The organism is Thalassospira sp. MCCC 1A02898, from assembly GCF_001618185.1.
Classification (GTDB): domain Bacteria; phylum Pseudomonadota; class Alphaproteobacteria; order Rhodospirillales; family Thalassospiraceae; genus Thalassospira; species Thalassospira tepidiphila.
Genome location: NZ_LPXK01000001.1, coordinates 135463 through 160676, shown reverse-complemented (window position 1 = coordinate 160676; position 25214 = coordinate 135463). Strand labels below are relative to the sequence as shown.

Annotated in this window: 17 protein-coding genes; 14 read left to right on the top strand and 3 right to left on the bottom strand. The window is 56.0% G+C overall.

Annotated elements, in window-relative coordinates:
- The first annotated feature begins 280 nt into the window (after window positions 1-280).
- From AUQ41_RS00720 to rfbC, 12 genes are all read left to right on the top strand, one after another.
- Window positions 281-1075 (top strand): calcium-binding protein, encoded by a 795-nt coding sequence (locus tag AUQ41_RS00720; RefSeq protein WP_063085941.1) that lies wholly within the window; start codon window positions 281-283, stop codon window positions 1073-1075.
- 70 nt (window positions 1076-1145) lie between these two features.
- Window positions 1146-3383: a glycosyltransferase family 2 protein gene (locus AUQ41_RS00715; protein ID WP_063085938.1), complete on the top strand. Its 2238-nt coding sequence runs from the start codon at window positions 1146-1148 to the stop codon at window positions 3381-3383.
- Window positions 3380-4225, top strand: a complete 846-nt coding sequence (locus AUQ41_RS00710) for a class I SAM-dependent methyltransferase (RefSeq protein WP_063085935.1) — start codon at window positions 3380-3382, stop codon at window positions 4223-4225. The genes AUQ41_RS00715 and AUQ41_RS00710 overlap by 4 nt, the downstream gene beginning before the upstream one ends.
- Window positions 4222-5487 (top strand): glycosyltransferase family 4 protein, encoded by a 1266-nt coding sequence (locus AUQ41_RS00705; protein ID WP_063085932.1) that lies wholly within the window; start codon window positions 4222-4224, stop codon window positions 5485-5487. Before AUQ41_RS00710 ends, AUQ41_RS00705 begins: the two co-directional genes overlap by 4 nt.
- Window positions 5488-5507: 20 nt before the next feature.
- A complete protein-coding gene (locus tag AUQ41_RS00700) occupies window positions 5508-6302 on the top strand; it encodes a hypothetical protein (RefSeq protein WP_063085928.1) in 795 nt (264 codons plus the stop codon).
- Between the two features lie 61 nt (window positions 6303-6363).
- Window positions 6364-8559, top strand: a complete 2196-nt coding sequence (locus AUQ41_RS00695) for a hypothetical protein (RefSeq protein ID WP_008888995.1) — start codon at window positions 6364-6366, stop codon at window positions 8557-8559.
- On the top strand, window positions 8546-9868 hold the full coding sequence (locus AUQ41_RS00690; protein ID WP_063085926.1) for a glycosyltransferase family 4 protein: 1323 nt from the start codon (window positions 8546-8548) through the stop codon (window positions 9866-9868). Before AUQ41_RS00695 ends, AUQ41_RS00690 begins: the two co-directional genes overlap by 14 nt.
- A gap of 38 nt (window positions 9869-9906) precedes the next feature.
- Complete coding sequence (locus AUQ41_RS00685; RefSeq protein WP_008888997.1) at window positions 9907-11097, top strand: polysaccharide pyruvyl transferase family protein; 1191 nt, start codon at window positions 9907-9909, stop codon at window positions 11095-11097.
- Between the two features lie 106 nt (window positions 11098-11203).
- On the top strand, window positions 11204-12199 hold the full coding sequence (gene galE, locus AUQ41_RS00680; protein ID WP_063085923.1) for a UDP-glucose 4-epimerase GalE: 996 nt from the start codon (window positions 11204-11206) through the stop codon (window positions 12197-12199).
- A gap of 90 nt (window positions 12200-12289) precedes the next feature.
- Window positions 12290-13495 carry a polysaccharide pyruvyl transferase family protein gene (locus tag AUQ41_RS00675; protein WP_063085920.1) on the top strand — a complete coding sequence of 402 codons (1206 nt, stop codon included), beginning with the start codon at window positions 12290-12292 and terminating at the stop codon, window positions 13493-13495.
- 86 nt (window positions 13496-13581) lie between these two features.
- Window positions 13582-14778: a hypothetical protein gene (locus tag AUQ41_RS00670; protein WP_063085917.1), complete on the top strand. Its 1197-nt coding sequence runs from the start codon at window positions 13582-13584 to the stop codon at window positions 14776-14778.
- A gap of 3 nt (window positions 14779-14781) precedes the next feature.
- Window positions 14782-15432, top strand: coding sequence for a dTDP-4-dehydrorhamnose 3,5-epimerase (gene rfbC, locus AUQ41_RS00665; protein ID WP_063085914.1), 651 nt, complete (start codon window positions 14782-14784; stop codon window positions 15430-15432).
- 117 nt (window positions 15433-15549) lie between these two features.
- Here rfbC and AUQ41_RS00660 read toward each other — a convergent pair whose 3' ends face one another.
- Window positions 15550-16752, bottom strand: coding sequence for a M24 family metallopeptidase (locus tag AUQ41_RS00660; RefSeq protein WP_063085911.1), 1203 nt, complete (start codon window positions 16750-16752; stop codon window positions 15550-15552).
- Window positions 16753-17146: 394 nt separating this feature from the next.
- On the opposite strand from AUQ41_RS00660, the gene AUQ41_RS00655 reads away from it, so the two are divergent.
- The gene (locus AUQ41_RS00655) at window positions 17147-19072 is read left to right on the top strand and encodes a transglycosylase domain-containing protein (RefSeq protein ID WP_063085909.1); all 1926 of its coding nucleotides are present in this window, start codon (window positions 17147-17149) and stop codon (window positions 19070-19072) included.
- A 176-nt stretch (window positions 19073-19248) separates the two neighbouring features.
- Window positions 19249-21255, top strand: coding sequence for a transglycosylase domain-containing protein (locus AUQ41_RS00650; RefSeq protein ID WP_063085906.1), 2007 nt, complete (start codon window positions 19249-19251; stop codon window positions 21253-21255).
- 1246 nt (window positions 21256-22501) lie between these two features.
- Here the strand turns inward: AUQ41_RS00650 and argE are convergent.
- Window positions 22502-23680 carry an acetylornithine deacetylase gene (argE, locus tag AUQ41_RS00645; protein ID WP_063085903.1) on the bottom strand — a complete coding sequence of 393 codons (1179 nt, stop codon included), beginning with the start codon at window positions 23678-23680 and terminating at the stop codon, window positions 22502-22504.
- A 19-nt stretch (window positions 23681-23699) separates the two neighbouring features.
- Window positions 23700-25202, bottom strand: a complete 1503-nt coding sequence (locus AUQ41_RS00640) for a tripartite tricarboxylate transporter permease (protein ID WP_063085901.1) — start codon at window positions 25200-25202, stop codon at window positions 23700-23702.
- Between the last annotated feature and the right edge of the window lie 12 nt (window positions 25203-25214).

Below are 25214 nucleotides of genomic sequence, written 5' to 3'. Positions count from 1 at the left end.
TGGATTGGCCCTTTTCTTTTCAAGTATAGATCGAATTTTGAATCAAATAATAAGTAAAATTGAACTAGTATTCAGACAATAAATGTAATGAATCTCAAACTAAGTCATAATGTTGACAAAATAAAACCACGACAATACCCTCCAATGATAAAGTAAAAAAATATAGGATTTCTGAGTGGTCGTTTCCACGGGGCTCAGAACGTCCAGAGGGAACGGCCATCCTCTCGTGAGGGAAATATCCCCACGATGTCATTAATGTTGGGACACGAAGGAGGATTACATGGCAACTCTCGAAGGCGGCGCCTTTGATGATGCGCTTCTCGGATCTCGTTTCAGTGACGTCATTTTCGGACGTGGCGGAGACGATACAATCTTCGGACAAGGTAATGATGACGTGCTGTTTGGCGAAGAAGGCGATGATGTCTTGTTCGGCGGATCGGGCGACGATGTTGCCGTTGGTGGCGAAGGTGATGATGTCCTGTTCGGTGGATCGGGTGACGATGCACTGATCGGGGGCGACGGCAGCGACCTGATGATGGGTGGCTCCGGTGAGGATGTTCTGTCAGGGGGTGCGGATTCCGACATCCTGCTTGGCGGTTCAGACAATGACGTTCTCGACGGCGGATCAGGCAATGATGTCCTGATTGGCGGTGCAGGCGACGATATCGTTCTCGGCGGTGGCGGAGACGATGTCATGCTTGGCGGTTCTGGAGACGATGTGCTTCAGGGCGGCGAGGGTGATGACCTGATGCTTGGCGGCTCCGGGGATGATGTCCTCGAAGGCGGCGCAGGCGATGACATCATGTCTGGTGGTTCCGGTGCAGACACCTTTGTCTTCTCCGGCGGCGGCGGCAACGACGTCGTACTCGACTTCCAGGCTGGCGAAGACATGCTTTCCATTAGCAGCAACATCAACGACACCGGCATTGCAAGTGCCGATGACGTCGCTGCCCGTGCAACGCAAGTCGGTGCCAACACCGTCATCGATCTTGGCAATGGGGATTCCATCACCCTCAACAATGTCGATGCCGAAGACGTACAGGACGATCCGGACAGCTTCTTTAGCGTCCAGTAATCCGTTGGCGGCGTCCGCAGCTTCGGCTGCGGGCGACCCGTCCTGAACTTCAAGTTAGTGAAAGATTGTCATGCTTGAATTTGCCTCGTCCGATGCAGTGCGGACGACCGGCGAAGCGCCCGGTGTTTGCCTGCTGAACCCTGATACGTTGTTGTTAAGTTGGGATACACCCACCCGTTTGTGGGAAGTTCCCCGGCTTGAAACGGTTGATGGTGCTGCGATTTCACCGCAGGCCACATTGCGGTTGCCACTTGACGGGGGCGGGACCCGGTTGTTGCGCGTCATCCGCCGCCCCAAGGATGAACCGATTACGATTCTGGCCGAGGCCGGAACGCTGGGCCGCAAGGACGAGATCACAATCGATCCCGATGGCGATTTTGAATTTGCCAGTGCATCAACGCTGCTGAACGGGGTGACGCCTGCCGGGCGGCTTTCGCTGGTCTCGACCCTTCTGGGCATGTGGGCAAGCCTGTTTCGACTGCGCCTGTCCAAAAGCTACAACAGTTTCCTTCTTCAACTGGTTGCCGAAATTGTCGATCGGCCCAAACCGGCCAAGGCGGTCGCAAAGCTTTCCGGTGAAAAGATCCTGCTGGCAACCGCTTTGCCCGATGCCTTTCACGATATCGAGGCCGTCTTCATCGTCGCCCCCTCGGGGTTCAAGCGTTTGACGCAGCTTCCCCATATCAGCAAGACCGGGCCGCGCGGGCAGAAACTGGTTTACATGATTGCCGACCAGCCAAGCACCGCATCCGGGGCCTATATGGTTGTGACCGGTGTGCGCACGCTGGCCATTCGCCATTTGCCCGATGTCTCAACCCTGCCGTCTCTGGCGCGCTGGTGGCAAACCAAGGGCAAATCGGATGCCGATTTGCGCGAATATATTATCGGGTCGCTTGCCCGTGCGGATATGAAATCGAGCAAGGCCGCGATTGAATTCCAGCTCCGCTGTCCGCTTTCAAGCCAGCGCGTCTCAGGTGGCGGATCGCTTCCCAGTGGCGAAGTCGATCTTGCGGTCACGACCGCGCGCGGCACCTTGATTGGCGGCTGGTATCGCGATCCTGTCGATATGATTGCCAGCATCGACCTTCTCGATAGCAACGGTATCGCCCATCCATTCGGCGATGGATTTTATCGTTATCAGGGCAATGTGCAGGACGATGGCCAGACCGTTCCGGCAACCGGCTTTGTCGGCTTTTATCAGGATATCCAAAGCCCGGTTCCCATCCTTCAGCCCCGAAGCCTGATGCGCCTGAAATCGGGCAACCGGCATCTGATGGTCCCCCCCGCCCAACCGATTGACCCGGCCGAGGCCCGTGCCCGCATCCTGCGCGCCGTCCCGCCGCAACACCTGACAGCCGACATTATCGAAAACTGCCTGGCACCGGTGATTGGCGACTTGCAGCAAAAACTGATGGCATCCGCCAAGGTTGATCGCGTGATTGATATCGGCACCCCGTATGATGACCCGGATGTCTCGATCATTGTGCCGCTCTATCGTGTTCTTGGTTTCCTGCGCGCGCAAATCGGCGCCTTTGCCTGTGATGACTGGGTCGCGAAATATTGCGAACTGGTCTTTGTGCTCGACTCCCCCGAACAGGCCGAAGAATGCGAACATCTGTTGCGCGGTCTGCATGTTCTCTATGGCATTCCGATGCGTCTGGTCGTGATGACCCGCAATGGCGGCTATGCCCGCGCATGTAATGCCGGTGCCCAGAACGCACATGGCCATTATCTCGCAATGCTCAATTCCGATGTCATTCCCCATACGCCCGGCTGGGCACAGGGGATGGCGTCAAAAATGGGCGGTCCGGATGAGGTCGCAGTGGTCGGGCCGAAACTTCTGTTTGAAGATGGCTCGATCCAGCATGCCGGGATGTATTTTGCCCGCAATGAAAGCGGCAAGTGGCTGAATTATCACTATCACAAAGGCATGCCCGACCAGTTCCGGGATGCCAATATTGAACGCTCGGTCCCCGGTGTCACCGGTGCCTGCATGATGATCCATCGCGATGCCTTTGACGCGGTCGATGGCTTTACCGAGGACTATGTCATTGGCGATTACGAAGACAGTGACCTTTGCCTGAAAATTCGTAAGGCCGATTTCGACGTAAAATACGTCCCGGATGTCAGCCTCTATCATTTTGAGCGCAAATCGATATCGACCCATGCCGACTACATGCGCGGGGTGGCGGCCGAATATAACGCCTGGCTGCATGCTTCGCGCTGGGCCGATGCGCTCGAAGATCTTCACACCAACGGTGTGCCGCAAAACCGATCGCGAAAAACCCCCAACGGAGAAGCGGCATGAGCCAGGTTCTTGCACTGTCCGAACACCAGTCCCCGCTGACATCCGATTTCAGCGATACCCATCTTGCCTGGTTGTGCGAACAGATCATTTCCAACCGTTTCCTCCCGGTTCCGCCCGAAGAAGACGTCTTTGTCGGCGATGGCGATTACCGTGCCATCGGGGCGGAATTCCTTGGTCATTTTGTCCGCATGGCCGGGCTTAAAACCACCGAGGATGTTCTTGATATTGGCTGTGGCATTGGCCGGATTGCCGTCCCCCTGACACAGTTTCTCAACCCGAAACAGGCGATCTATCGCGGCATGGATCCAGTGCGCGGCGGCATCGAGTGGTGCAAGCGCGCCATTACGCCAGCCTATCCGAATTTCCGGTTCGAGTGTTCGGACATCAAAAACGAACTCTACAACCCCGAAGGCGAGATCAGCGGGCGTGGCATGCGACTGCCCTTTCAGGACGGAACATTCGATTTCACCGCAATGATCTCGGTGGCGACCCACCTGCCGCCAGACGAAATCGAAACCTATTGTTCCGAGGTCTTTCGTGTGCTGCGCCCCGGCGGTCGGCTGTTCTTGACCGCTTTTGTCATCCGCGAAGATGACGACCCGTCAAATCCCGAACGCGATGCACGCCTCAAAGGGTTTGAGAAAGCCGAAGGTCAGCCTTGCTGGCACCTGCGCGGTGAAAATCCGATGGCGGCCGTCGGTTTCGATGATGCGTTTCTTGAGGGCGCCCTGAACGGGGCCGGGTTCGATATCCACACCAAAAGCTTTGGCACCTGGCGCGGCGAAACGGCCGCCCATTACCAGGATTTCCTGATTGCCCAGAAACCACGGAGGACCGCATGAATCCCCGGATAATGGTGCTTGCCCATAATCACCCCGATCTGCATCCGGGTGGGACTGAAATTTTCGCCCATGATCTGTTTCATGCCTACAAGCGTGCGGAATGCGATGCGCTTTTCATCGGGGCGACCAACGATGTTCACCGCGAACGCCGTCCGGGCACAAGTTTTCAGGCGATCAATGATGCCGGCGATGAAATGCTGTTCTGGGCCGGGCATTTTGACCGCTTCAACATGTCCCAGACCGATCTTTATGCGGTCGCCCCGGATTTCGCGCGTCTTCTGAAGAGTTGGGCACCGGACGTGGTGCATATCCATCATCTGGTCCTGTGGGGCATCGAATTGCCGATGCTGATCCGTCGAGTTCTTCCGAACTGCAAGATCGTGATGACCCTGCATGACTATTATCAGATCTGCCCCAGTGACGGCCTGATGATCCATCGCGGAACCAAAACCCGCTATACCAAGGCCGATGCCACCGGGCGTCTGTCCGGCCTTGATGGCTTTACCCCCGATCAACATGCGATGCGCGCGGTCAATCTGCGCAACCATCTGCGCGCGGTTGATCATTTCATCTCGCCCAGTGAGTTCCTTCGTGATCGCTATATCGAATGGGGCATCGACCCCGACAAGATTTCGGTGATCAATAATGGTCGCCCGACTGTCCCGGCTGCGCCCAAACGCGACATCGGGGCAGCCGGCATGCCCAATGTCTTTGGCTATTTCGGCAATCTCAACCCGTGGAAGGGCGCGGATGTGCTGCTTGAAGCCGGGCGAATCCTTGCCTCGGACGCGGTCGATTTCAATCTGCGCATTCATGGTGCGGCCCTTTACCAGACTGATCAGTTCACCAGTCGCATTGCCGATCTGATCGGACAAAGCGGCCCGCAGGTAAGCCATATCGGTGCCTATCAACGCGAAGATATCCCCGATCTGATGGCACGGGTCGACTGGGTCGTTGTGCCCTCGATCTGGTGGGAAAACGCGCCTCTGGTCATTCAGGAAGCCTTCCAGCATGGCCGCCCGGTGATCACCAGTTCAATTGGTGGCATGGCCGAAATGGTCCGCCATGGCCATGACGGCATTCATGTCCGTCCCGATGATCCGGCCGAACTGGCGCGCGTCATGAAGGACTGCGCAACCAATCCGAAACTCTGGAAAAAACTGTCGGGCCATGTCCGGCCCCCGGCCGGGATTGACGATGTTGCCGAGCAATATCTGGCGATGATCCGCCGCATGGTTCGCCCTGATTTTGTTGCCGCCTGACGTTTAACAAGGAGGCCACTATGGCTGTTGCCGAAAAACAGACGATGGAAGAAACCCCGCCCCCGACCTCGACCCGGACCCCGGCGTCAACAGGTGCGCAAGATGGCGAACAAACCGCACCGACCCTCGAAGGGCGGGTTGATGCCATTGATCAGAACCGCCTCTATGGCTGGGTCTGGTCGCCGCAAAGCCCGGATGCCAGGATCGAGGTGGTCGTGCGCCTGAACGGTCATGCCCTGCTGCGCGAAACCGCCGAAAACGAACGTGTTGATTTGCGCCGCAACGGTATCGGCGATGGAAAACACGCGTTCGAGGTCGAATTGCCTGATGCCGCGGTTGCCAGTGTCGAAAGTCTGACGGTCTGTGCCGTCATGCCCGGCACCAAGGAAGAAATCACGCTGCGCATCCCGTCGCAAAGCGAACAGGAAGCCCACACGGCGCTCAATGCCCCGCTTGGCAAAATTCTGGATCGTCTGGATCGCCTGCTGGCCGCACAGCACATCTTGCAAAACGGCCAGCGCGAAGCCGCCAAACGTCTGGTCAGCGCATCCAAACGCATGGATGAACTGGCATCCGCCGATGATGGCATCGAGGCCGGCGTGAAACTGGTGCGCAACGGTCAGGAAGAACTCTCAAGCCGGGTCGATGAACTCGAAGTCTTTCTGGTGCGCTTTGACAAGTCACTCGGTGGCTTTGACGAACGGCTTTCAGCCCTGACCGCACGCCACACCAATGATCTCAAAACCCCGTTGCTGATCCTGTCCTGCCTGATTGGTGTGACCACCGGGTTGGCAATCGGCGCCTTTGTCTGGTGATCGCCATGGCACGGCAATCAGTTGCTTTGAAACACATGCGTAAACACAAGGAGGCCCGGGCATGACCGAACAGCATGGAATGCCACTGGATGGCAGAACCGTCGTCGCCGCCTTGGTCGATGAAGGGCTGGCTTTGATGGTCGGGGTGGGAAATGCCCTGCCGGCAACAATTGATATTTACCTCAACAGCCAGTCTGACGCCAAAGTCCAGGCATCCATCATTTCATGGCGCCGCCACGATGCGGAACCCGACAACGCCTATGGCTTTGTGGCCCTCTTGCCGATGAAGGATGTCTCCGCACGTCGTTTGAAAACCGCCCTGTTCCGGGGCGCGGGCAAACCGCGTGAATACCGCATCGACAATCGTCAGCAACGCATTGAGGCGGTTCTGTCCTCAGTTGCCGATCAATCCGGCCCGGCCTTTGCCACCGTGATTGATGGCCTGATCGAAGCCCTGCTGGCCGGCGATCCGGATAAAAAACGCCTCAGCAAGGTGGCCGCACTGGTGCAAAGTGCCGCACGCAGCAACGGCTTTATCGAAGTACTGGGCGGGCTCGAAGAAGGTGATGTTTATATTCAGGGCTGGTCAAGCGGCTTCCCCACCGGGCGCACCCGCGTCATTGCCATGGCGGATTCTCCGATACTGGCGGAACTGACCAGTGCCGATTTTCAGCGCGATGACCTGGGCGACGAGGCATCCGGTGTAACCGGCCTGATGCTGGGCGATAAGCCGATCAATCCGAAAAAACTTAAACGGGTTTACTTCCGCGGCCGCGACACCTGGTACTCGATCGAGGTGTATCAGCACCGCGTTCTGGTCGCGCCACCCGATGTTCCGGCCCATATTCGATCGGTCCTTGATCGTGTGCGTGCGCCGGAAAAAATCCTGCATACTCTTAAAATGGCCGCACATCGTTTTGATGGCCGCGACACGGTATCCGAACTCGATCGCCCGGTCCGTATCGGCATCGATTTCTCTCTTCTGATCGAAGGAAGCGGGGTGTTGATTTCCGGCTGGATGCTTGATCCCGACCGTGCGGTCAAGGATGTATCACTGCGGGTTGGCGGTGAAGTGGTTCGGATTGACGATCATTGGACGCGCCAGTCACGCGCCGATGTGACCGATGCCTTTGCCAATGATCCGATGTTTTCTGGCATGAACCCGGCCCGGAATAATCACGGCTTTTTGGTGTTTTGTCCGTTGGATGTCACCCCGCCATCCGATCAGGCAACCTATCTTGAACTGGGCATTACCGATGCCTTTCCGGCCTATTGCCCGCTGAACCCGACGCGTGCGTCGGCCCGTCAGGCCCTTTCACGGGTTTTGCCCTCGCTTGATCCGCGGTCGGTCACGGCTTCAAACAGCATCGAACGTCAGTTCGGCCCGATGTTACAGGCCATGACGGCACAGCGCCCCTATGCGGTGGATATCCATGATATCGGCGACTTTGACGAAGACGCGCCGGTGACCCTTGTGGTCGGTGTCGATGACACGATCAATGATATCGGCGTCACCATTGCCCTGCTGGGCCTTGATAGTGCCACCCGCCATCTGCCGATTGTCATTGCCGGGCCGGTCGAAAGTTTTGATCAGGTTGGCAGCGAAATCTTGCGCCTTGCCGCCTTTTACAAACTCAACACCCGGATCGTTTTCGCCGAAGGGGTCGAAGACTATTGCGATGCGCTCGAAGTGGGCGTTGATGCCACCAATTCCGAAACAGTCGGGCTGGTGTCAGCACACATTCTGCCGCGCGATGATGGCTGGTTTGATCAATTGCATGCCGCCTATATCAAACGCGGCAACAAGGTTCTCGTATCGCCGACCATCCTGTTTGAAGACGATTCTGTGCGTTGGGCCGGGACCTGGATCAACAGCAATGCCAATGGCGGGCAGTACCTGTCGGATCGCTATGTCGGCTACCCTTGCGCGGTTCTTGCCGATGCCCAACCCAGCGAAGTCAGTGCCGGCACGTTGGAATGCTGCATCCTGCCGCGCAAGGCCTTCAAGGACAGTGACGGCTTTACCCGTGGCTATATCGGTCCGGCGGAAAAAAGCCTCGACCTTGCACTCAAGCTGCGCATGGCGGGGACGCCATCCTACTGGATCCCCGATGTCGAAGTACTGGGCAGCGAACAATCCATAAGCAAAGCCCCTGCCTGGGAGGAACTTTCCAATCGTCTTGACCGCTGGGCGTTTGATCGCCGCTGGTCATTGGTCGTTTCAAACTTGCGGAGCCACAACAATGCCGTCGACTGATTTACGCGTCCTCGTTATTTCGCACGGCCATCCCAGCATCTCGCTGGGCGGGGCCGAAGTGGCCTCCTACAACCTGCATAAAGGGTTGAACAAACTTGACGGGGTCGAAAGCTTTTATCTCGCCCGCGTTGGCAATCCCGTGCCGCGTCATGGGGCGTCGGCCCTGATGAGCCTGCGGCAAAAGGAAAACGAAATCCTTTATCACGCGGAAAACTATGATCATTTCCTGCTGTCCAACGGCAGCACGGATGAAATTGATCGGGATTTCCTGCGCTTTGTGAAGGATTACGAACCCGATGTCGTGCATTTCCACCACTATCTCGGCCTTGGGCTCGAAACCATCTATGCCATTCGCGAAGCCCTGCCCGAAACCGCGATTTTCTTTACTTTCCACGAGTTTTTGACGATCTGCCACAATCACGGGCAGATGATCAAAAGCGGCGGAACCAAGCTGTGCAACCGGGCCAGCCCGATTGATTGCAATGGCTGTTTCCCCAATATCTCGCCGGCTTCGTTCCTGCGGCGCGAACGCTTCATCAAGGCGATGCTGGAACTGGCCGATCACTATGTCTCGCCCAGTGAATTTCTCGCCAACCGCTTCATTGACTGGGGCATGAAGGCCGAAAAAATGTCGGTGATCGAAAATGGTCTCGACATCAATGAACGGGCCAAGGACCGCCCGCTTTCCAAAACCCAGCCGCGCCGGTCGCGCTTTGCCTTTTTCGGGCAACTGACGATGTTCAAGGGGGCCGACATCCTTCTCGATGCGGTCGGGCGTGTGCCTGATGAAATCTGGGGCGATGATGCGCGGCTGATGATCTTTGGCGGCAACCTTGATCGCCAACCCAAGGAATATCAGGACAAGGTCCATGACCTGATCGAAAAGGCCGGCGAACGTGTCCGCTTTTACGGGGCCTATCAGAATACCGAAATGCCCAAGCTGATGGAGCTCGCCGACTGGACGATCATTCCCTCGATCTGGTGGGAAAATTCGCCGGTGGTGATCCAGGAAGCCTTCTTCCACGGGCGTCCGATGATCTGTTCCAACATTGGCGGCATGGCCGAAAAAATCACCGACGGTGTCAATGGTCTGCATTTCCGGGTCGGAAGTGCCGAAGACCTTGCTGATCGGATGATCGAAGTTCTCAGCGACAACAAGATCTGGGATCGGATGCGCGAAGGGATACCAAGCGTGACGACCTATCAGGAATGCGCCGAGCAACATCTCGCGCAGTATCGGGAGGTTCTGGAAACGCGCCGTATGTCTGCAAAGGCTGCGAGCCCGCAAACCGTGGCAAGCACGGCATGAATTCAGAACAAAAACGTGATCAACCAAGGAGAGACAACATGGCGCGCGTTCTCGTAATGATCCCGTCCGGCGAAGTCTACGACCACGACTGCGTCCGATGGTACAACTATCAGGATGTTCAAAAGAGCATCAACCACTACCACAATATCGGGGATGCCTTTGTCTTCGATTCATCGCTCAAACTGATGAATTACGACAAGCTTGGTGTCTTGCCGATTGCCGATCCCAAGATGGAAGACATCGACCGCCTTCGCGAGGAATATGACTATGTCTTCCTGCGCGGGTCGAACTACATCCATTCCGATATGGACTGGCGCAATACCATCGACGTTCTCAAACGTCTGAAGCTTCCCGTGTTGGGCTTTGGCATCGGTGCGCAGGCCCCGGTCAAAGGCAAGATCGAACTGTCTGAACAGACCAAAACCGTTCTGCGGATGATGGCTGATTCCACCACCTCCATCGGTGTGCGCGGGGCCTATACCGCACAGGTTCTTTGGGATCTTGGCATCACCAATGTCCGCATTGTCGGCTGCCCGACCGCGTTTAGGCAAAACAATCCCGACATGCGCATCAAACTGCCGTCACTCGATAGCGTGAAAAATGTCGGCATTACGCTGCGCCGTGAAGTTTCACCGGCCTATGCCCAGGACATCAAACGGTATCTGACCTTCCATCGTGATCTGGTCAAACATCTCGCAGATCGGTTCGATGACATGACCCTGATGGCCCAGGGCGAACCCGAAGAGAAAAAGCTCGTCTTTGGCAGCAACGCCCAGCGCGAAGAAGCCATGCAGGCGCTCAAAAACAACGACTGGGTCAAGAACTGGTATCTCGATGACACGATGGAACGCCTCTATCGCGAGAAGCTGTTCTATTCCGATGTCGTATCCGATTACGAAGATCTGGTGCGGACCAAGGATTGCGTGCTCGGCTATCGCCTGCACGGCAATCTGATGGCGCTGTCGAACGGTGTTCCGTCGATTTACTTCACCTATGACAGCCGCACGGTCGAATTCGCCGAAACCTATCAGATCCCGTCCTATGACGTGTTCTCGGAAAAGGAATTCGTGCTTGAGGATTACTGGAATCAGGATCTGTTCGACAAGTTCAACCGCGCCTGGTTCCAGACCTATCGCGAAATGGCGCAGTTCCTGACCGAAAACAACATCGATCACAAAATGGTCGATGTCATGAAAGCTGATACGCAGCCTCAGCGAAAGGTCGCGTGATCCCCCGGTATGGCCGTTCTGGCGACCCGGATCGGGATCGCCGGGCGGCCGTGCCTTCCAAAGCAGCCTGAACCAAAACAGGCAACATCAACAAGGAGACACGGCAATGACTGTACTTGTAACAGGTGGCGCAGGGTATATCGGCAGTCACGCGGCACTGGCACTTCTCGATGGCGGGCGCGATGTCGTCGTGCTGGACAATCTAAGTCAGGGGCATCGCTGGGCAGTGCCAACTGGGGCGGCGTTCGTTGAAGGTGATTGTGGCGACGAAGATCTGGTGCGTCGTGTCATCGCCGAACATGATGTGACGGCCATCATGCATTTTGCCGGGTCGATCATTGTACCGGACTCGGTCATCTATCCGCTGGAATATTACCGCAACAACACGGTCAATTCGCGTGCGCTCTTGCAAGTTGCTGTGGATAACGGCGTAAAGCATTTCATCTTTTCCTCGACCGCGGGGGTTTATGGCGAACCAAAAGCCACCCCGATTAACGAGGACTTTGCCCTTAAGCCGATCTCGCCCTATGGCACATCAAAAATGATGACCGAAAAGATGTTGGCCGATGCCGCCATCGCCCATGACTTGCGCTATGTCGCGCTGCGTTACTTCAATGTTGCCGGTGCCGATCCCAAAGGCCGTTCTGGCCAGACATCGCGCAAGGCAACCCATCTGATCAAGATCGCAAGTCAGGCGGCAACCGGTACGCGTCCGCAAATGGCCATTTACGGCGAAGATTACGAAACCCCCGATGGCACCTGCATTCGCGATTACATCCATGTCTCCGACCTCGCCAATGCCCATGTTCTGGCCCTTGAATATCTTGAACGCGGCGGCGAAAGCGACGTGATGAATTGCGGTTATGGGCGCGGTTTCTCGGTGCGCGAAGTGATCGGTGCGGTCAAAAAGGTATCTGGCGTTGATTTCGAAGTCGAACTTGCCGACCGTCGCCCCGGTGATCCGGCAGCCCTCATTGCCGCGGCCGATCGTATTCGCCAGAAACTCGGCTGGACCCCGGTTCATGATGACCTCGAAGACATCGTGCGCCATGCCCTTGATTGGGAACAAAGCCTTAAATCCCGCGAGGTCAGTGCGGCTTAAACACACCTCGCAAGACCTGCACTTCCAAACACGAGCAACGGTTCGAAACAACGTCAAAAATGACACGAGCCAAACACGCAGGAGCATAAAATGGCACCCGAACTCCCCACCGGGGGGCGCAAGCCCCGTATTGGCGTATTGATGCCCGCTGGCCGTCTTGAGGGCAATCTTGGTGTTGTCACCCACACCTATAATGCGCCGGAAAAGGCAAAGACCTTATTCACCAATATCGGTGACTGCTTTGTCTATGATTCCTCGCTGCGCATTCTCGATTATTCCGAACTTTTTCCGATTTATGTGCCGTCTGACGGCAATATTTCGGAAACCCAGATCGAACAGATCAATCGGCTGGATTACATCTTTCTGCGCGGATCGAACTATATCAACACCAACGGTCAATGGGACCCGATCACAGCGGTTCTTGAAAAAACCAAGGTCCCCGTGATTGCTTTTGGCATCGGTGTTCAGGTTCCCGACAATTCCGACGAATATGTCAATGAATCGACCCGACGTTTCTTGAACCTGGTTGCAGATCGCTCGGCATCCATCGGCGTGCGCGGCAATCTGTCGAAAAAGGCGCTGAATTCGATCGGGATCAAAAATGTCCGCATCTTTGGCTGTCCGACGGCGTTCCGCCATTGCAAACCGGAACTGAAATTGCGCCGGGTTGATGCCGCATCGATCAAAAGGCTGGGCTTTACGCTTCGCCGCAAGACGCACGGTTTCCAGACCCAGCAACGCTTTATGCTGCGCACACTGGCCGAACGCTATGACACGGAAATCCTGTGTGCCGGCGAGCTTGAAGAAAAGCAGATCTATTACGCGCGATCCAAACAGGTCGAAAATGACGCGGCTGTCATGGACGAGGCCGTCGAAAAGCTGACCGCGGAAAAGTGGTTCTACGGCCCCAAGGATCCGTTGCTGGACCTCTATAAATCATCGCTTTCGGTGTTTGAAAGTGTTGCCGATTTTGAACGGGCCGAACAGAACCTTGATGCGGTGACCGGCTATCGCCTGCATGGCAATTTGCTGGCCTTGGCCAACGAAGTTCCGGCCCTTTATGTCACCTATGACACGCGCACCCGCGAATTTGTCCGAACGCTTGGCATTCCGTTCGTTGATGGTCGCTACATGGACAAATTCTCGTTCGAGGAAGCCTGGGATAACGCCGATTTCGATCTGTTCGAAAAGACTTATCAGAAGCGATTTGGCGATCTGAAAAACTTCCTTGAAGAAAACAGCATGGCACACCGTCTGGGCAGTACCCCGGCCCCATACGTCGCAGAGGCGGCGTGACCTTGCTGTCTGGTGCGTGGCGTAACCCCCAGTAACGCCACGCACCACACTTTCTCATTTGATTTGCAAACCTGGCGGGTGAAACCTTGGGCATACTTCGTTTCTCAAAACGCATCACAGGTCTCTCGGCATTCCTGATCGGATTGTCGGTCGGTGGCATGTTTGGCTGGAACCCGGATTTGCGGGCCGCCGAAGTAACTGTCTCTGGCACCGAAACCGTCATCTTTGATAGCGACGTCACCGGATGTGACAACCATCATCTGCCCGATTCACCGGCGCGCGCCTTTCGCAACAATCAGGGCCAAATGGTTCTGTTTGCGCCCAACTTTCAGAACCGGGCCTTTGTCGGTTATGGCTTTAACAGCCTGAAACCCGATTGCGACAGCCGCTTCAAGGCGGCGGGCAAAGCCGTACCCGAACTGCTTGATGACCGCACCTGGCTTCAGGCGATCTATACCCGCGACGGGCGCGATGTTTATGCCTTGGGCAGTGCCAGTTTCATGCCCTATCGCCATGACATGCCGTGCAAGGGCCGGACAAAACGCACCGATTGCTGGATCAATGGCCTGGTAACGCTGAAATCTTCTGATGGTGGCAAGACCTTTGATTATCTCGGCAATCCGCCCCATCACGCACCGTTTCCGCCGCCTGAACCCTATCGCGATGACCGCAAACGCGCGCCAAGCTATGTGACGGTGACCAACATCATCTCGTGGCAGAATTACTACTACGCCATTGTCTGGCGTCGCGCCGATAACTGGGAAGAGTCGCGCAATTGTCTGGTGCGCGCCCCGATTGATGATCCCAAACGATGGGATGTCTGGAACGGCTCAGGCTTCGAGTTGGCCGCAACCCTGACCGATCAGGGATGGTCGGCGCGCGAAACCGAATGCGCGCGCGTCGGGCCGGTGGGTGTTTCTTCCGTCCGCGGGCTGGTCCGCCACGAAGGTTCAAACAGTTTCATCACCGTTTACCTCCATCGCATCCGCAAAAAGGGCGAGCCCGACATTGCTGGCTTTTTCTATTCGTACTCGACGGATCTCAAAAACTGGTCGGAACCCAAATTGCTCTATCGCCAGCCTTTGCAACGCGACGCGGCAGAGGGCGAAACCTTCTCGGCCTATCCGTCGATCATCGACGAAGACAGCACAGACCGTCTGTTTGGCACGGTTGATGACGAAGCCAGCCTCGTTTTCGTCCGTCTTGTCCCGAAACCCTACAAGGATCGCTGGCGTGTGCCGCGCCAACTGATCCGTGTTCCGATCTCGATCAAGGAGTATTGAACAATGCCTGTCGAATTTACCGAGTTTGATATCGAAGGTCCGGTTTTGTTTGTGCCCAACCGACATCGGGACAAACGCGGTGTTTTTGCCGAAACCTTTCGCTATGACGATTTTTGCGAGGTGGTGGGTGATATTGATCTGGTGCAGGAAAACCATTCGATCAGTGTTCCGATCAACACCATCCGCGGCCTGCATTTTCAGACCTGCCCCTATGCTCAGGGCAAACTGATCCGCGTGACACAAGGTGCGATCCTTGATGTTGCGGTCGATATCCGCCCGCGCTCCGCGACCTTTGGGCAGCATATCAAGATCGAACTCAGTGCAGAAAACTGGTACCAGCTCTGGATCCCCGAAGGCTTCGCGCACGGCTTCAAAACGCTCAAGCCCGACACCCATGTCATGTACAAGGCATCGAATTATTACAGTCCCGACCATGATCGCGGGATCGCCTGGAACGATCCCGATCTTGGTATCGACTGGCAGCTTTACGGCCAGCAGCCGGTGGTGTCCGAAAAGGATAACAGACAGCCTCTATTGTCCGATCTGGACCCTGAGGCCCTTGGTCCCATGGGGCGCACGCCGCCAAACCACGATTTCACACCCCTCAATCTCAACCGCGCGAATGTCACGGTTTTAAGCGCCAATCCATCCTGATTGGCCCACCGTGACATTATTGGGTGCGCACGGGTTGCCCATCCAGTCTCCCTGTCCGATGCGCACTCAATCCGGAAATGGGCCCGTTATCGGGCCCATTTCTTGCAACACGCTATCCTATCCAATCACATTGAAGTCCGGGCCATACGGGTATCCGGTGATGTTTTCATTGCCATCTTCGGTAATCACCAGAATGTCATGCTCGCGGTATCCCCCCGCGCCCGGGTTGCCCTCGGCAATGGTTAGCATCGGTTCCATGCTGATCACCATGCCGGGCTCAAGCACAGTGTCGATATCTTCACGCAGCTCAAGCCCCGCCTCGCGCCCGTAATAATGCGACAGCACGCCAAAGCTGTGGCCATAGCCAAAGGTGCGATATTGCAGCAAATCCCGCTCGGCAAAGAACGCATTGATCTGCTCTGTCACCTGCGCGCAGGACGCACCGGGTTTCAGCAAGCTCATGCCATATTCATGGGCCGCGACATTGGCCTCCCAGATTTTCAGGCTGGCCTCATCGACCTCGCCGACAAACAGCGTGCGTTCAAGCGCTGTGTAATAACCCGAAATCATCGGAAACGTGTTAAGCGACAGGATATCCCCGCGCTTAAGCTTGCGTGCTGTCACCGGGTTGTGCGCCCCGTCGGTATTGATCCCTGACTGGAACCAGACCCACGTATCGCGATATTCCGCATGCGGGAACCGCTTGGCGATTTCAAGTTCCATCGCGTCACGTCCGGCCATGGCGACATCAATTTCACGCACCCCTTCCCTGATCGCGTCCCGGATGGCATAGCCACCGACATCGGCGACCTGCGCTCCATGGCGGATCAGGGCAATCTCGGCAGACGATTTATGCATGCGCTGGCGCATTGTGGCCGGCGCGATGTCCTGACTGCTGGCCGGTTTCAGGAACTCATCCATCAACGCCTTTTGCACAAGGCTCAGATGATCGCCCTCATAGCCAATCACCTTGCCCGGCCCGGTCACCGACAGGATCGCGCGCCAGTAATTGTTTCGCGCCCAGTCGGTATAGGTGATGTTATCGCCATGACACCGCCGCCAGGGTTGGGCGGCATCAATCCCGGCACTGATCGTGACACTTTCCGATGCGGTCACGACAAGCCCGTAAGGCCGGCCAAAGGCGCAATAGAGGAAGCCTGAATAATAGGCGATGTTATGCATGGAGGTGAAAACACAGGCCTCAACACCGGTGTCATTCATGATCTTGCGCAAGCCCGCAAGACGGGCGTCATATTCGGCGGCCTCAAACGGCAGCACGCGGTCACCTTGGTGAAAGCGGTAAAATTCCGGGCGATCCATAAGCGCGTTCCCTTTTTTACGCGTTGCGCATGCAAAGGGACAAAGACCTCCCCCTGTCATGACAACGACAAAGCAAGATCCCGGCGTTCAGGATATGGTTGGTGATGGATTGGGCGCGTGCTTCTGATCGTTCTCACGCTGGCGACGCCATCGCCTGCCCACCGAGACATATTGAGAGATAGGCGCAAGTTGGCAAGCAAAATCTGCATCGCCATATCATTGATCACAGTCACCCGCCGCACGTTCGGATATCGTCGCGGCCATCACATCTCTTACGAGCGGCGTTACCATACGTTCGTATGATAAATCTGGCGATTTAAAGTACTTTATTAACGGCTTGGCGCTTTACTGTCAGAGAATAAGCAAAAACCGCGAGCAATAACGGATATTCGGCGTGGCAGAAGAAAACGACGACAACGAACAAGGCGGCAGGACAGCGGCCAACGCAGCGATGAAACGCATCGCCGAAAAGGAACTGCGCGAGATCCGCAAACGTCAGCGCCGCAAACGCATGATCGTGTTCGGCCTGAGCTTCTCCCTGCTGTTCCTTGCCATCTTCGGCAGCCTGTTTACCATCAAGTCCAACCTTGATCTCAGCCGCAATATGGTCCGCAGCCCCGAAGTCCGTATTCTGGGCTATGACGGTGCGCTGCTTGAAACCATCAAGGGCCACTATAGCCAGGATGTCTCGCTGACCACCTTGCCCGAACGGGTTCAGAACGTTTTTGTTGCCGCCGCCGATCCGACGTTTTTTGATCATCTGGGGGTTTCGGGTGCGGATGTCGCGCGCATGTTCAGCACCGAAAATGCGCCTGGCTCAACGATCACGATGAAGGTCGCGCGCAGCTTTTTTAAAACCAAGGACAGTGGCCCCGGCCGCCACATCCAGGAATTTCTTGTCGCGCTTTGGCTGGAATGGAGTTTCAGCAAGAAAACCATTTTGCGAAGCTACCTTGAACGCGCCTATGTCGGGCGCGGCATCTTTGGCATCTCGGCGGCATCGCGTCTTTGGTATGGCGGGCCTGCCGAACGCATGACCCTGCATCAGGCCGCCGTTCTGGCCGCCGCCATCAGCGACCCTGAAACCTTCAGCCCGCTGTTTTATCCGCGCGAAACCGCCGAAGAAGCCAACAAGATCTTGGCCCGTCTCGCACAATACAAGTTTATCGAGGCGGATCGTGTGTCGGCCCTGACCTTGCTCGAACCGAAACTCGATGTGCAGTACGAAGAAAACGTCCTGTCGGGCTATGTCGTCGATATGGTGCTCGAAGAAGTCGCCGATATTGTCGGTTACAGCAGCCGCGACATTGATGTGCTCACCAGCATCGACTGGAAAATTCAAAATCTGGCGCAGGAAATCGTGCCGGAAATCGCCGAACTGCGCTTCAAGCCGCGCGGCGCGTCACAGACGGGATTGCTGTCCATCAGCCCCGAAGGCCGCATTCGCGCCCTGATCGGCGGGCTGAATTACTCACCGTTCCAGCGCAACCGGGTCACCGATGTCCGCCATTCGCCCGGTCGGATGATCAAGATCGCGACCTATTACTATGCGCTCAATGAAAACAGCGATCCGGCCCAATGGGTGCGCGATAACCGCATGGCGGTGGGTGGCTGGCGCCCGATCAACCCGGATCACGACTATATGGGCATGATTTCACTGCGCGAGGCTTTTGTGCGTGATGTCAACACGGTGCCAACCAACCTTGCCGATCACTTCGGTCTGTTGAATGTCCGCCAATATGCCCACAATATCGGCATCAAAAGCCCGCTATCGAGCGATATCCGAACCGTCGTCGGCCTTGATCCGGTGACAATCAGCGACGTCACAGCCATTCACGCCCTGCCGCAAAATTCCGGCAAACCACCCCAGATGACCCTGATCAACCGGGTGTCCTACACCGGCGATAATAGCACCCCCCCTGTTTATCAACGCATCGAGGAACTGCAGGAAAAGCGCCTGACCGACGAGGGGATTCAGGCGTCCTACGTTCTGTTTGCCAGTGTCACCGACCCGCAAGTGCGTCTGGATCGTCCGTTTGCCGGCTACGGCACGGTGGCCGGTGGCCGCACCGATGCATGGTATGTCGGGTTCTCGTCTGATCTGATCACAACCGTCTGGGCGGGGAATGACAATCGGTCACAGATGGATGTCCGCGGCGAGGTAGAACTTGCGTCTTTGTGGCGGTTATTTATGCTGGAAGCGCATGATGGTTTACCCATCCGTTCCATGGTCCGTGCATCGTCTGAACGCCGTCGCGCCGGCGATGGCGTCAAGGATCTGTGGAAAATGGGTCAAGTTGACAGTGCAAACGGACAATAACGGATAAAACCGTCGCAAAACGGGGAGACGGGGGACTCCCTCCTCGGTTGGGACATAAAAATTGAAATTCGCCGGAAAATGCGGCGCTATCGCCTGTCAGACGCACTTTGGGGTTGTGCGGATATGACGGGCAGGTTGGCGTGTGCACCGCCCGGACCAGACCGATAGGTGCTTTTGTGGCCCAAAGAGAATTCAAAAGGAAAAAGAGCGTCCGTAAAGGCGCGACAGGTTCCAAAAAGCCGAAAAAGCGCGTCAGCAGTTCGGGCAAGAAAGGCGGCAGTCTTTTTGCCCGTCTGGGCGATATGATTCCGGGGCCCGAAGCCATTGCCAAATTCATCGTGCTCGGCTCGATCTGGGTCATGGTTCTGGGCGGCGGGGTTGTTGCCTATTACGGCTATGGTCTGCCCGACAAGGTCAGCTTTGATGTCGCAAGCGAACGCAAACCGTCCATCCGTGTGATCAGTATTGATGGCCAAAACCTCGCGGCCTATGGCAACCGCTATGGCAACCCGGTCGAGGTCCGCAACCTTCCCGACTATGTCGGTCAGGCGTTTGTTTCCATCGAAGACCGCCGTTTTTATGACCATTTCGGGATTGATGTCGTCGGCATCATGCGCGCTGCCTGGGCCAACCTGACGGCTGGCCGCATTGCCGAAGGCGGCAGCACCATCACCCAGCAGCTGGCCAAAAACCTGTTCCTGTCACCTGAACGTTCCTTTGGCCGCAAGATCGAAGAAGTGCTTCTGGCCATCTGGCTGGAATTCAAATTCGATAAGCAACAAATCCTCTCGCTTTACCTCAACCGGATTTATTTCGGATCGGGCGTCTATGGCATTGACGCCGCCGCCCGGCATTATTTCGGTACCGATCCTAGGCGTCTGAACCTGTATGAAGCCGCCGTACTGGCCGGCCTGCCCAAGGCACCAAGTCGCTATAACCCGATGGTCGATCCCAAACTTGCGGCCGAACGCGCCAATGTCGTGCTGGAAGCCATGGCATCGACCGGTGCGCTGACCAAGGCACGCGCCGAACGGGCCAAACAGACCCGTGTGCGCACAGCACGTGCTGCACAGGCAGGGCCGGGGGTGCGCTATTTCACTGATTGGGTGCTTGATCGTGTGAAAGATTATGTCGGCTATGTCGATCAGGATCTTCTGGTTTATACCACGCTTGATTCCCGTCTTCAGGCCATCGCCGAAGAAAACCTTCTGCGTGCACTCGCCAGTAACGGGGCCAAGGAACACCATGTCGGGCAGGCCGCCCTTCTGGCGATGACCCCCGATGGGGCGGTGCGTGCCATGGTTGGCGGTCGTGACTACTACGAAAGCCAGTATAACCGCGTGACGCAGGCCCGCCGTCAGCCGGGCTCGGTCTTCAAGTTGTTCGTCTATCTCGCCGGGCTTGAAAACGGCTTTGGCTCAAATGACTGGATGCGCGACGGGCCGATTGTCATTGATGGCTGGGAGCCGCGCAACTTCGATCGCAAGCATCACGGCACCATGTCGATCCGCGATGCGGTGGCAACCTCGAACAACTCAATCGCGGTCCAGCTCTCGCTTGAAGTCGGTCTTGATAAAGTCATTCAAAAGGCGCGTGACATGGGCGTCTCGTCGGAACTCAAACCGGAACCAAGCCTGGCGCTTGGCACCAGCGAAGTCTCGATGCTCGAGCTCACCGGCGCCTACGCGATTGTTGCCAATGGTGGCTTTGCCGTCTTCCCGCACGCGGTCAGCAAGATCACCGGCAAGGGTGGCGAAGTGCTCTATGAACGCTCTGACGACTTCCCGGTCCGCTTGATGAACCCGCTGCATGCCGGGGAAATGAACAACATGCTGGCTGCCGTGGTGTCCAAGGGGACAGGGCGCAACGCCATCATCGACCGCCCGTCGGCGGGCAAGACCGGCACCACGTCCGATTACCGCGATGCCTGGTTCATCGGCTACAGCTCCGATCTGGTGGCAGGCATCTGGATGGGCAATGACGATGGCAGCCCGATGGATGAACAGGTCACCGGCGGTGCCCTTCCGGCCGCACTCTGGCGCGACTTCATGCTGCACGCCCACCAAAACATCCCGGTCCGATCCCTTGGCAAGGCCGCACTCGCGCGGTCTAAAAAGATCGGCGAGGACGACAGCTGGCGCGACTTCACCGCCGGCTACAGTTCGGGCAACACCAAGCAGTAAGGCACCTCAAGTGTCTTTGCCGAAATTACAGGCGGCCTTCGGGCCGCCTGTTTTCGTTCAAGCCCTTTGCCCGCTGCATCCACCCCATCCGTCATTCCCGCGCAGGCGGGAATCCACGATGGTTGCTGGGGTCCGGGGCTACGCTCCGCTTCGCCCGGAATGACGTTGCCGAATAATTCGTGCGCACGTCACTATTAACGAGGTTCGAATATGGGTGAATATGCTCAACGTGGCTGAGTAATTCAGGACATTCGTAAACTGCCTGTATTCCCTGTGGATGGTTCACAAAAAAGACCGGCATCGATAAACGAGCCGGTCTTCAAGTTTAGCTTGCTACCAAAATATATCTTTCCCCGTTTCTACGGGTAAGGAGTTGTTCCGCTTCAATCGGACGCACACAACATGTTGGTGTTAACCCACACTGAAAAGTTTCTAAACTATTAACAAACTGTAGTTGATGTGAGTAGCCTGTCACCTGGAACCGAGCTTTTCTGCGGCTCCCGGACCGATTCAGAGAAGATTAACAAATTGTTTAGTAGCTTCGATCTTAACAACGGATCTCACTGAATAATCTTTGATGCTAGATGTTGTTTGAAAATTACTGTCAACCACAAAGATTAGTGGACTGTTGTGAAGTACGAGCTTTAAAATATTAGTCGAGAAGCAAAAAGCGAGAGCTGCTGTAACAACCCTCGCTTCAAGTGTTTCTTGTTGACCCACTTAGACAATGGCAAGACAACAAGTAAACTTCCATCTACAAATTTACTTGTAGCAGGGTTGGGATGCAACCCAATTTCTAAGCCAATCTGGTTTGTTGTCTCTTGTTGTTGTCGTAGATTGAAAGGCTATGGATAGTATTTGCGTCGCGATAACAACGGATTAGACGTAATTCACAAGATAACTCAAATTGCTTACTTCGTGATCATGGTAGTTATTGCACTGCTGGGTCTCTAGTTGGTAGGCACGAGTGAACCTAAGGCAGCGTCCCGTCTCCATGACGGGGCGCTGCAACTCTATTACGAAAAAGGCGACAGATTTATTCTTCCTTATTTCCGCTAAAACCATAAAAAAAGACCGGCATCGATAACGAGCCGGTCTTCAAGTTGGCTTGCTATGACCACATCAGGGGAGATGTGGCCGGGAGTTTCTCACCTGTCAGAACCCCGTTGGTGCAGCATCGGGTTGGGAGACATTCTACTGCGGGGTACCAACTGACGGTGCGGGGTGGCGCGTCGTCATGGTGAGATCAGGCTGCAGCAGCCTGATCTGTGAGCGCTTCGAGGAAGTCCAGGCATTCCTCGATTTGCGAAATTTCAATGAACTCGTTGGGTTTATGCGCCTGCTCGATGCTGCCGGGGCCGCAAATGATTGACGGGATGTTGCCCTGTTTTTCAAACACCCCACCTTCCGAGCCATAAGACACCTTGCCGGAAATCTCCGGGATGATGTTGCTGACATAGGAAAAGGCTTCCGCATCCGTGCAATCACCCATGCCCGGATAGGAAAAGATCTTCTCGAACGTGAAGCCGGTGTCGTCTGCCTTGGCCTTCATCTCGGCATCAAGGGTGTCCATGATGGTCTTTTGCAGATCGGCAATCACCGCTTCGGCGTCATGGTCAGGCAGATGGCGAATTTCAAAGGTAAACTCGCAATATTCTGGCGTCACGTTGGTCGCCGTCCCGCCACTGATCGTGGTGGTCAGCATCGTGCTGTGCGGCACGGTGAAGTCTGCATCAAACGGGCCATTTTCTTCGAATTCACGGGCCTTGTCGGCAATCAGGTTGATCGCACGTGCGCCATATTCGATGGCATTGACGTGATCAGGCGCAAACGAGCTGTGTCCGGCGGTCCCCATCACGCTGACACGCATGGAATATTTGCCTTTCTGGCCGTTAATCACCTTCATGTTGGTTGGCTCGCCAATCACCGCTAGCCGCGGTGGCGTGTCCATTTTCGCCAGATGATCGACCATCGACCCAACACCGATACAGCCGACTTCCTCGTCATAGGACAGGCAAAGATGAAACGGGATTTCAAGGTCGCGTTTGACCAGTTCCGGGATCATCGCCAGCGCACAGGCCGAAAAGCCTTTCATGTCGGCTGAACCGCGACCAAACAGCTTGCCATCGCGCTCGGTCAGCTCAAACGCCGGGCTGACCCAGGTAGTCTCAAGGGCAGGCACCACATCGGTATGACCCGAAAGCGCAATACCCGGCACGCCTTTGGGGCCGATGGTCGCCAGAAGGTTGGCCTTCTGCCCGGTTTCATCGTGGAACAGCGTGGACTCAACGCCGTATTCCGCCAGATAGTCACGGACGAAATGGATCAGACCGAGATTGGAGTTTTTGCTCGTCGTGTCGAACGCCACCAGTTTGCCAAGCAGATCGATGGCATGATGAAGGCGGGACATGTTTGGTTTGGACATTTTTATCTTCTTGTTTGGGTCAGGACGCGGATGCGTTGGTGGCATCGCGATTGTCGCGCCATTTCTTCCATTCGCGGCGAATGGTCAGAATGACGAACAGAACGGTCAGGGCAAAGAAGCCCCATGAAATCCATGACTGGAAGAAGACACCAAGATCACCGCGCGAAATCGCAAGCGATCGGCGCATATTGTCTTCAAACATCGGGCCAAGGATAAAGGCGATCAGGAACGGGGCGGCCGGGATGTTAAGCAACATCATGGCAAAGCCAACCACACCCATCACCAGAAGGACGGTGACATCAAACGGGCTCGCCCCGATGGAATAGATGCCATAAACGCACAGGATCAGAATGCAGGGCAAAAGCAGCGTCTGGGGAATGCGCGAAATCTTGGTAAAGGCACCGGCTGTTGCCTTGCCGGCAACAAACAGGAAGACCGAACTAAACAGGATCCCGATAAACAGCGCATAGACATCGCCCAGATTGTTCTGGAACAGAAGCGGGCCGGGGGTCAGACCATGGATCATGAACGCACCCAGCATCACACCGGTAATCACATCACCCGGCACACCAAGGGCCAGAAGCGGGATCATGGTCGCACCGCACGCACCGTTATTGGCAGATTCCGACGCGGCAATGCCTTCAAGCTCGCCTTCGCCGAACTTGTCCCCGTTTTTCGAAGTCCGGCGCGCTTCGCTATAGGAAAAGAACGCCGCAGTCGACGGACCGATGCCCGGAATTGCGCCCAGGATCACGCCAATGATCGACCCGCGACAGATCGATTTGATCGATCCGCGAAACTCGGCAAGGGTCAGGCGGTTATCGCCCAGCTTCATCGCCGCCGCATTATCTTCCGGGCGGAACACAATCATCTTGATCAGTTCAGGCAGGGCAAACAGACCGATCAGAACCGGCACCATGCCAAGACCCGATTTCATGTCTTCGGAAAGCGCAAAGCGGAACGATCCGTACATGTCTTCGCCAACGGTCGCCAAAAGCAAGCCAAGGCAGGCCGAAATGATGCCAAGAACCAGCGACCGGCCCGAAATACTTGCCACAATGGTCAGCGAAAACGCCATCAGCATAAAGAATTCCGGCGGACCAACACGCAGCGCAAATGTCGCCAGCGGGATGGCGAGGAAGAACAGCGAAATGTTGGAAATGAAATCGCCGATGCAGCTTGAAATCAACGCCATGTTCAGCGCCTTGCCACCCTTGCCAGCACGCGCCAGTGGATAGCCGTCAAGCACCGTGCACGCGGCCGATGCGGTACCCGGCGTCTTGATCAGGATGGCCGAGATTGATCCGCCGTAAGTTGAGCCTTTATAAAGCGCAACCAACAGCAAAATGCTCGTCACCGGGGACAGATAGAACGTAAACGGCAGGGCCAGGGTGACGGCCATGGTCCCGGTCATGCCCGGGATCGCGCCAATGATCACACCGCCCCAGATTCCGGCAAACATCGCCAGGAAATTCGGTAACGTTGCCACCTCCTGAAAGGCGTAAAGCAATTCATTCCACATAACGATGAACTC

Bases quoted from the DNA above. Each gene is read 5' to 3' on its own strand.
- AUQ41_RS00720 (WP_063085941.1), top strand. From the start codon at position 281: ATGGCAACTCTCGAAGGCGGCGCCTTTGATGATGCGCTTCTCGGATCT.
- AUQ41_RS00715 (WP_063085938.1), top strand. From the start codon at position 1,146: ATGCTTGAATTTGCCTCGTCCGATGCAGTGCGGACGACCGGCGAAGCG.
- AUQ41_RS00710 (WP_063085935.1), top strand. From the start codon at position 3,380: ATGAGCCAGGTTCTTGCACTGTCCGAACACCAGTCCCCGCTGACATCC.
- AUQ41_RS00705 (WP_063085932.1), top strand. From the start codon at position 4,222: ATGAATCCCCGGATAATGGTGCTTGCCCATAATCACCCCGATCTGCAT.
- AUQ41_RS00700 (WP_063085928.1), top strand. From the start codon at position 5,508: ATGGCTGTTGCCGAAAAACAGACGATGGAAGAAACCCCGCCCCCGACC.
- AUQ41_RS00695 (WP_008888995.1), top strand. From the start codon at position 6,364: ATGACCGAACAGCATGGAATGCCACTGGATGGCAGAACCGTCGTCGCC.
- AUQ41_RS00690 (WP_063085926.1), top strand. From the start codon at position 8,546: ATGCCGTCGACTGATTTACGCGTCCTCGTTATTTCGCACGGCCATCCC.
- AUQ41_RS00685 (WP_008888997.1), top strand. From the start codon at position 9,907: ATGGCGCGCGTTCTCGTAATGATCCCGTCCGGCGAAGTCTACGACCAC.
- galE (WP_063085923.1), top strand. From the start codon at position 11,204: ATGACTGTACTTGTAACAGGTGGCGCAGGGTATATCGGCAGTCACGCG.
- AUQ41_RS00675 (WP_063085920.1), top strand. From the start codon at position 12,290: ATGGCACCCGAACTCCCCACCGGGGGGCGCAAGCCCCGTATTGGCGTA.
- rfbC (WP_063085914.1), top strand. From the start codon at position 14,782: ATGCCTGTCGAATTTACCGAGTTTGATATCGAAGGTCCGGTTTTGTTT.
- AUQ41_RS00660 (WP_063085911.1), bottom strand. From the start codon at position 16,752: ATGGATCGCCCGGAATTTTACCGCTTTCACCAAGGTGACCGCGTGCTG.
- argE (WP_063085903.1), bottom strand. From the start codon at position 23,680: ATGTCCAAACCAAACATGTCCCGCCTTCATCATGCCATCGATCTGCTT.
- AUQ41_RS00640 (WP_063085901.1), bottom strand. From the start codon at position 25,202: ATGTGGAATGAATTGCTTTACGCCTTTCAGGAGGTGGCAACGTTACCG.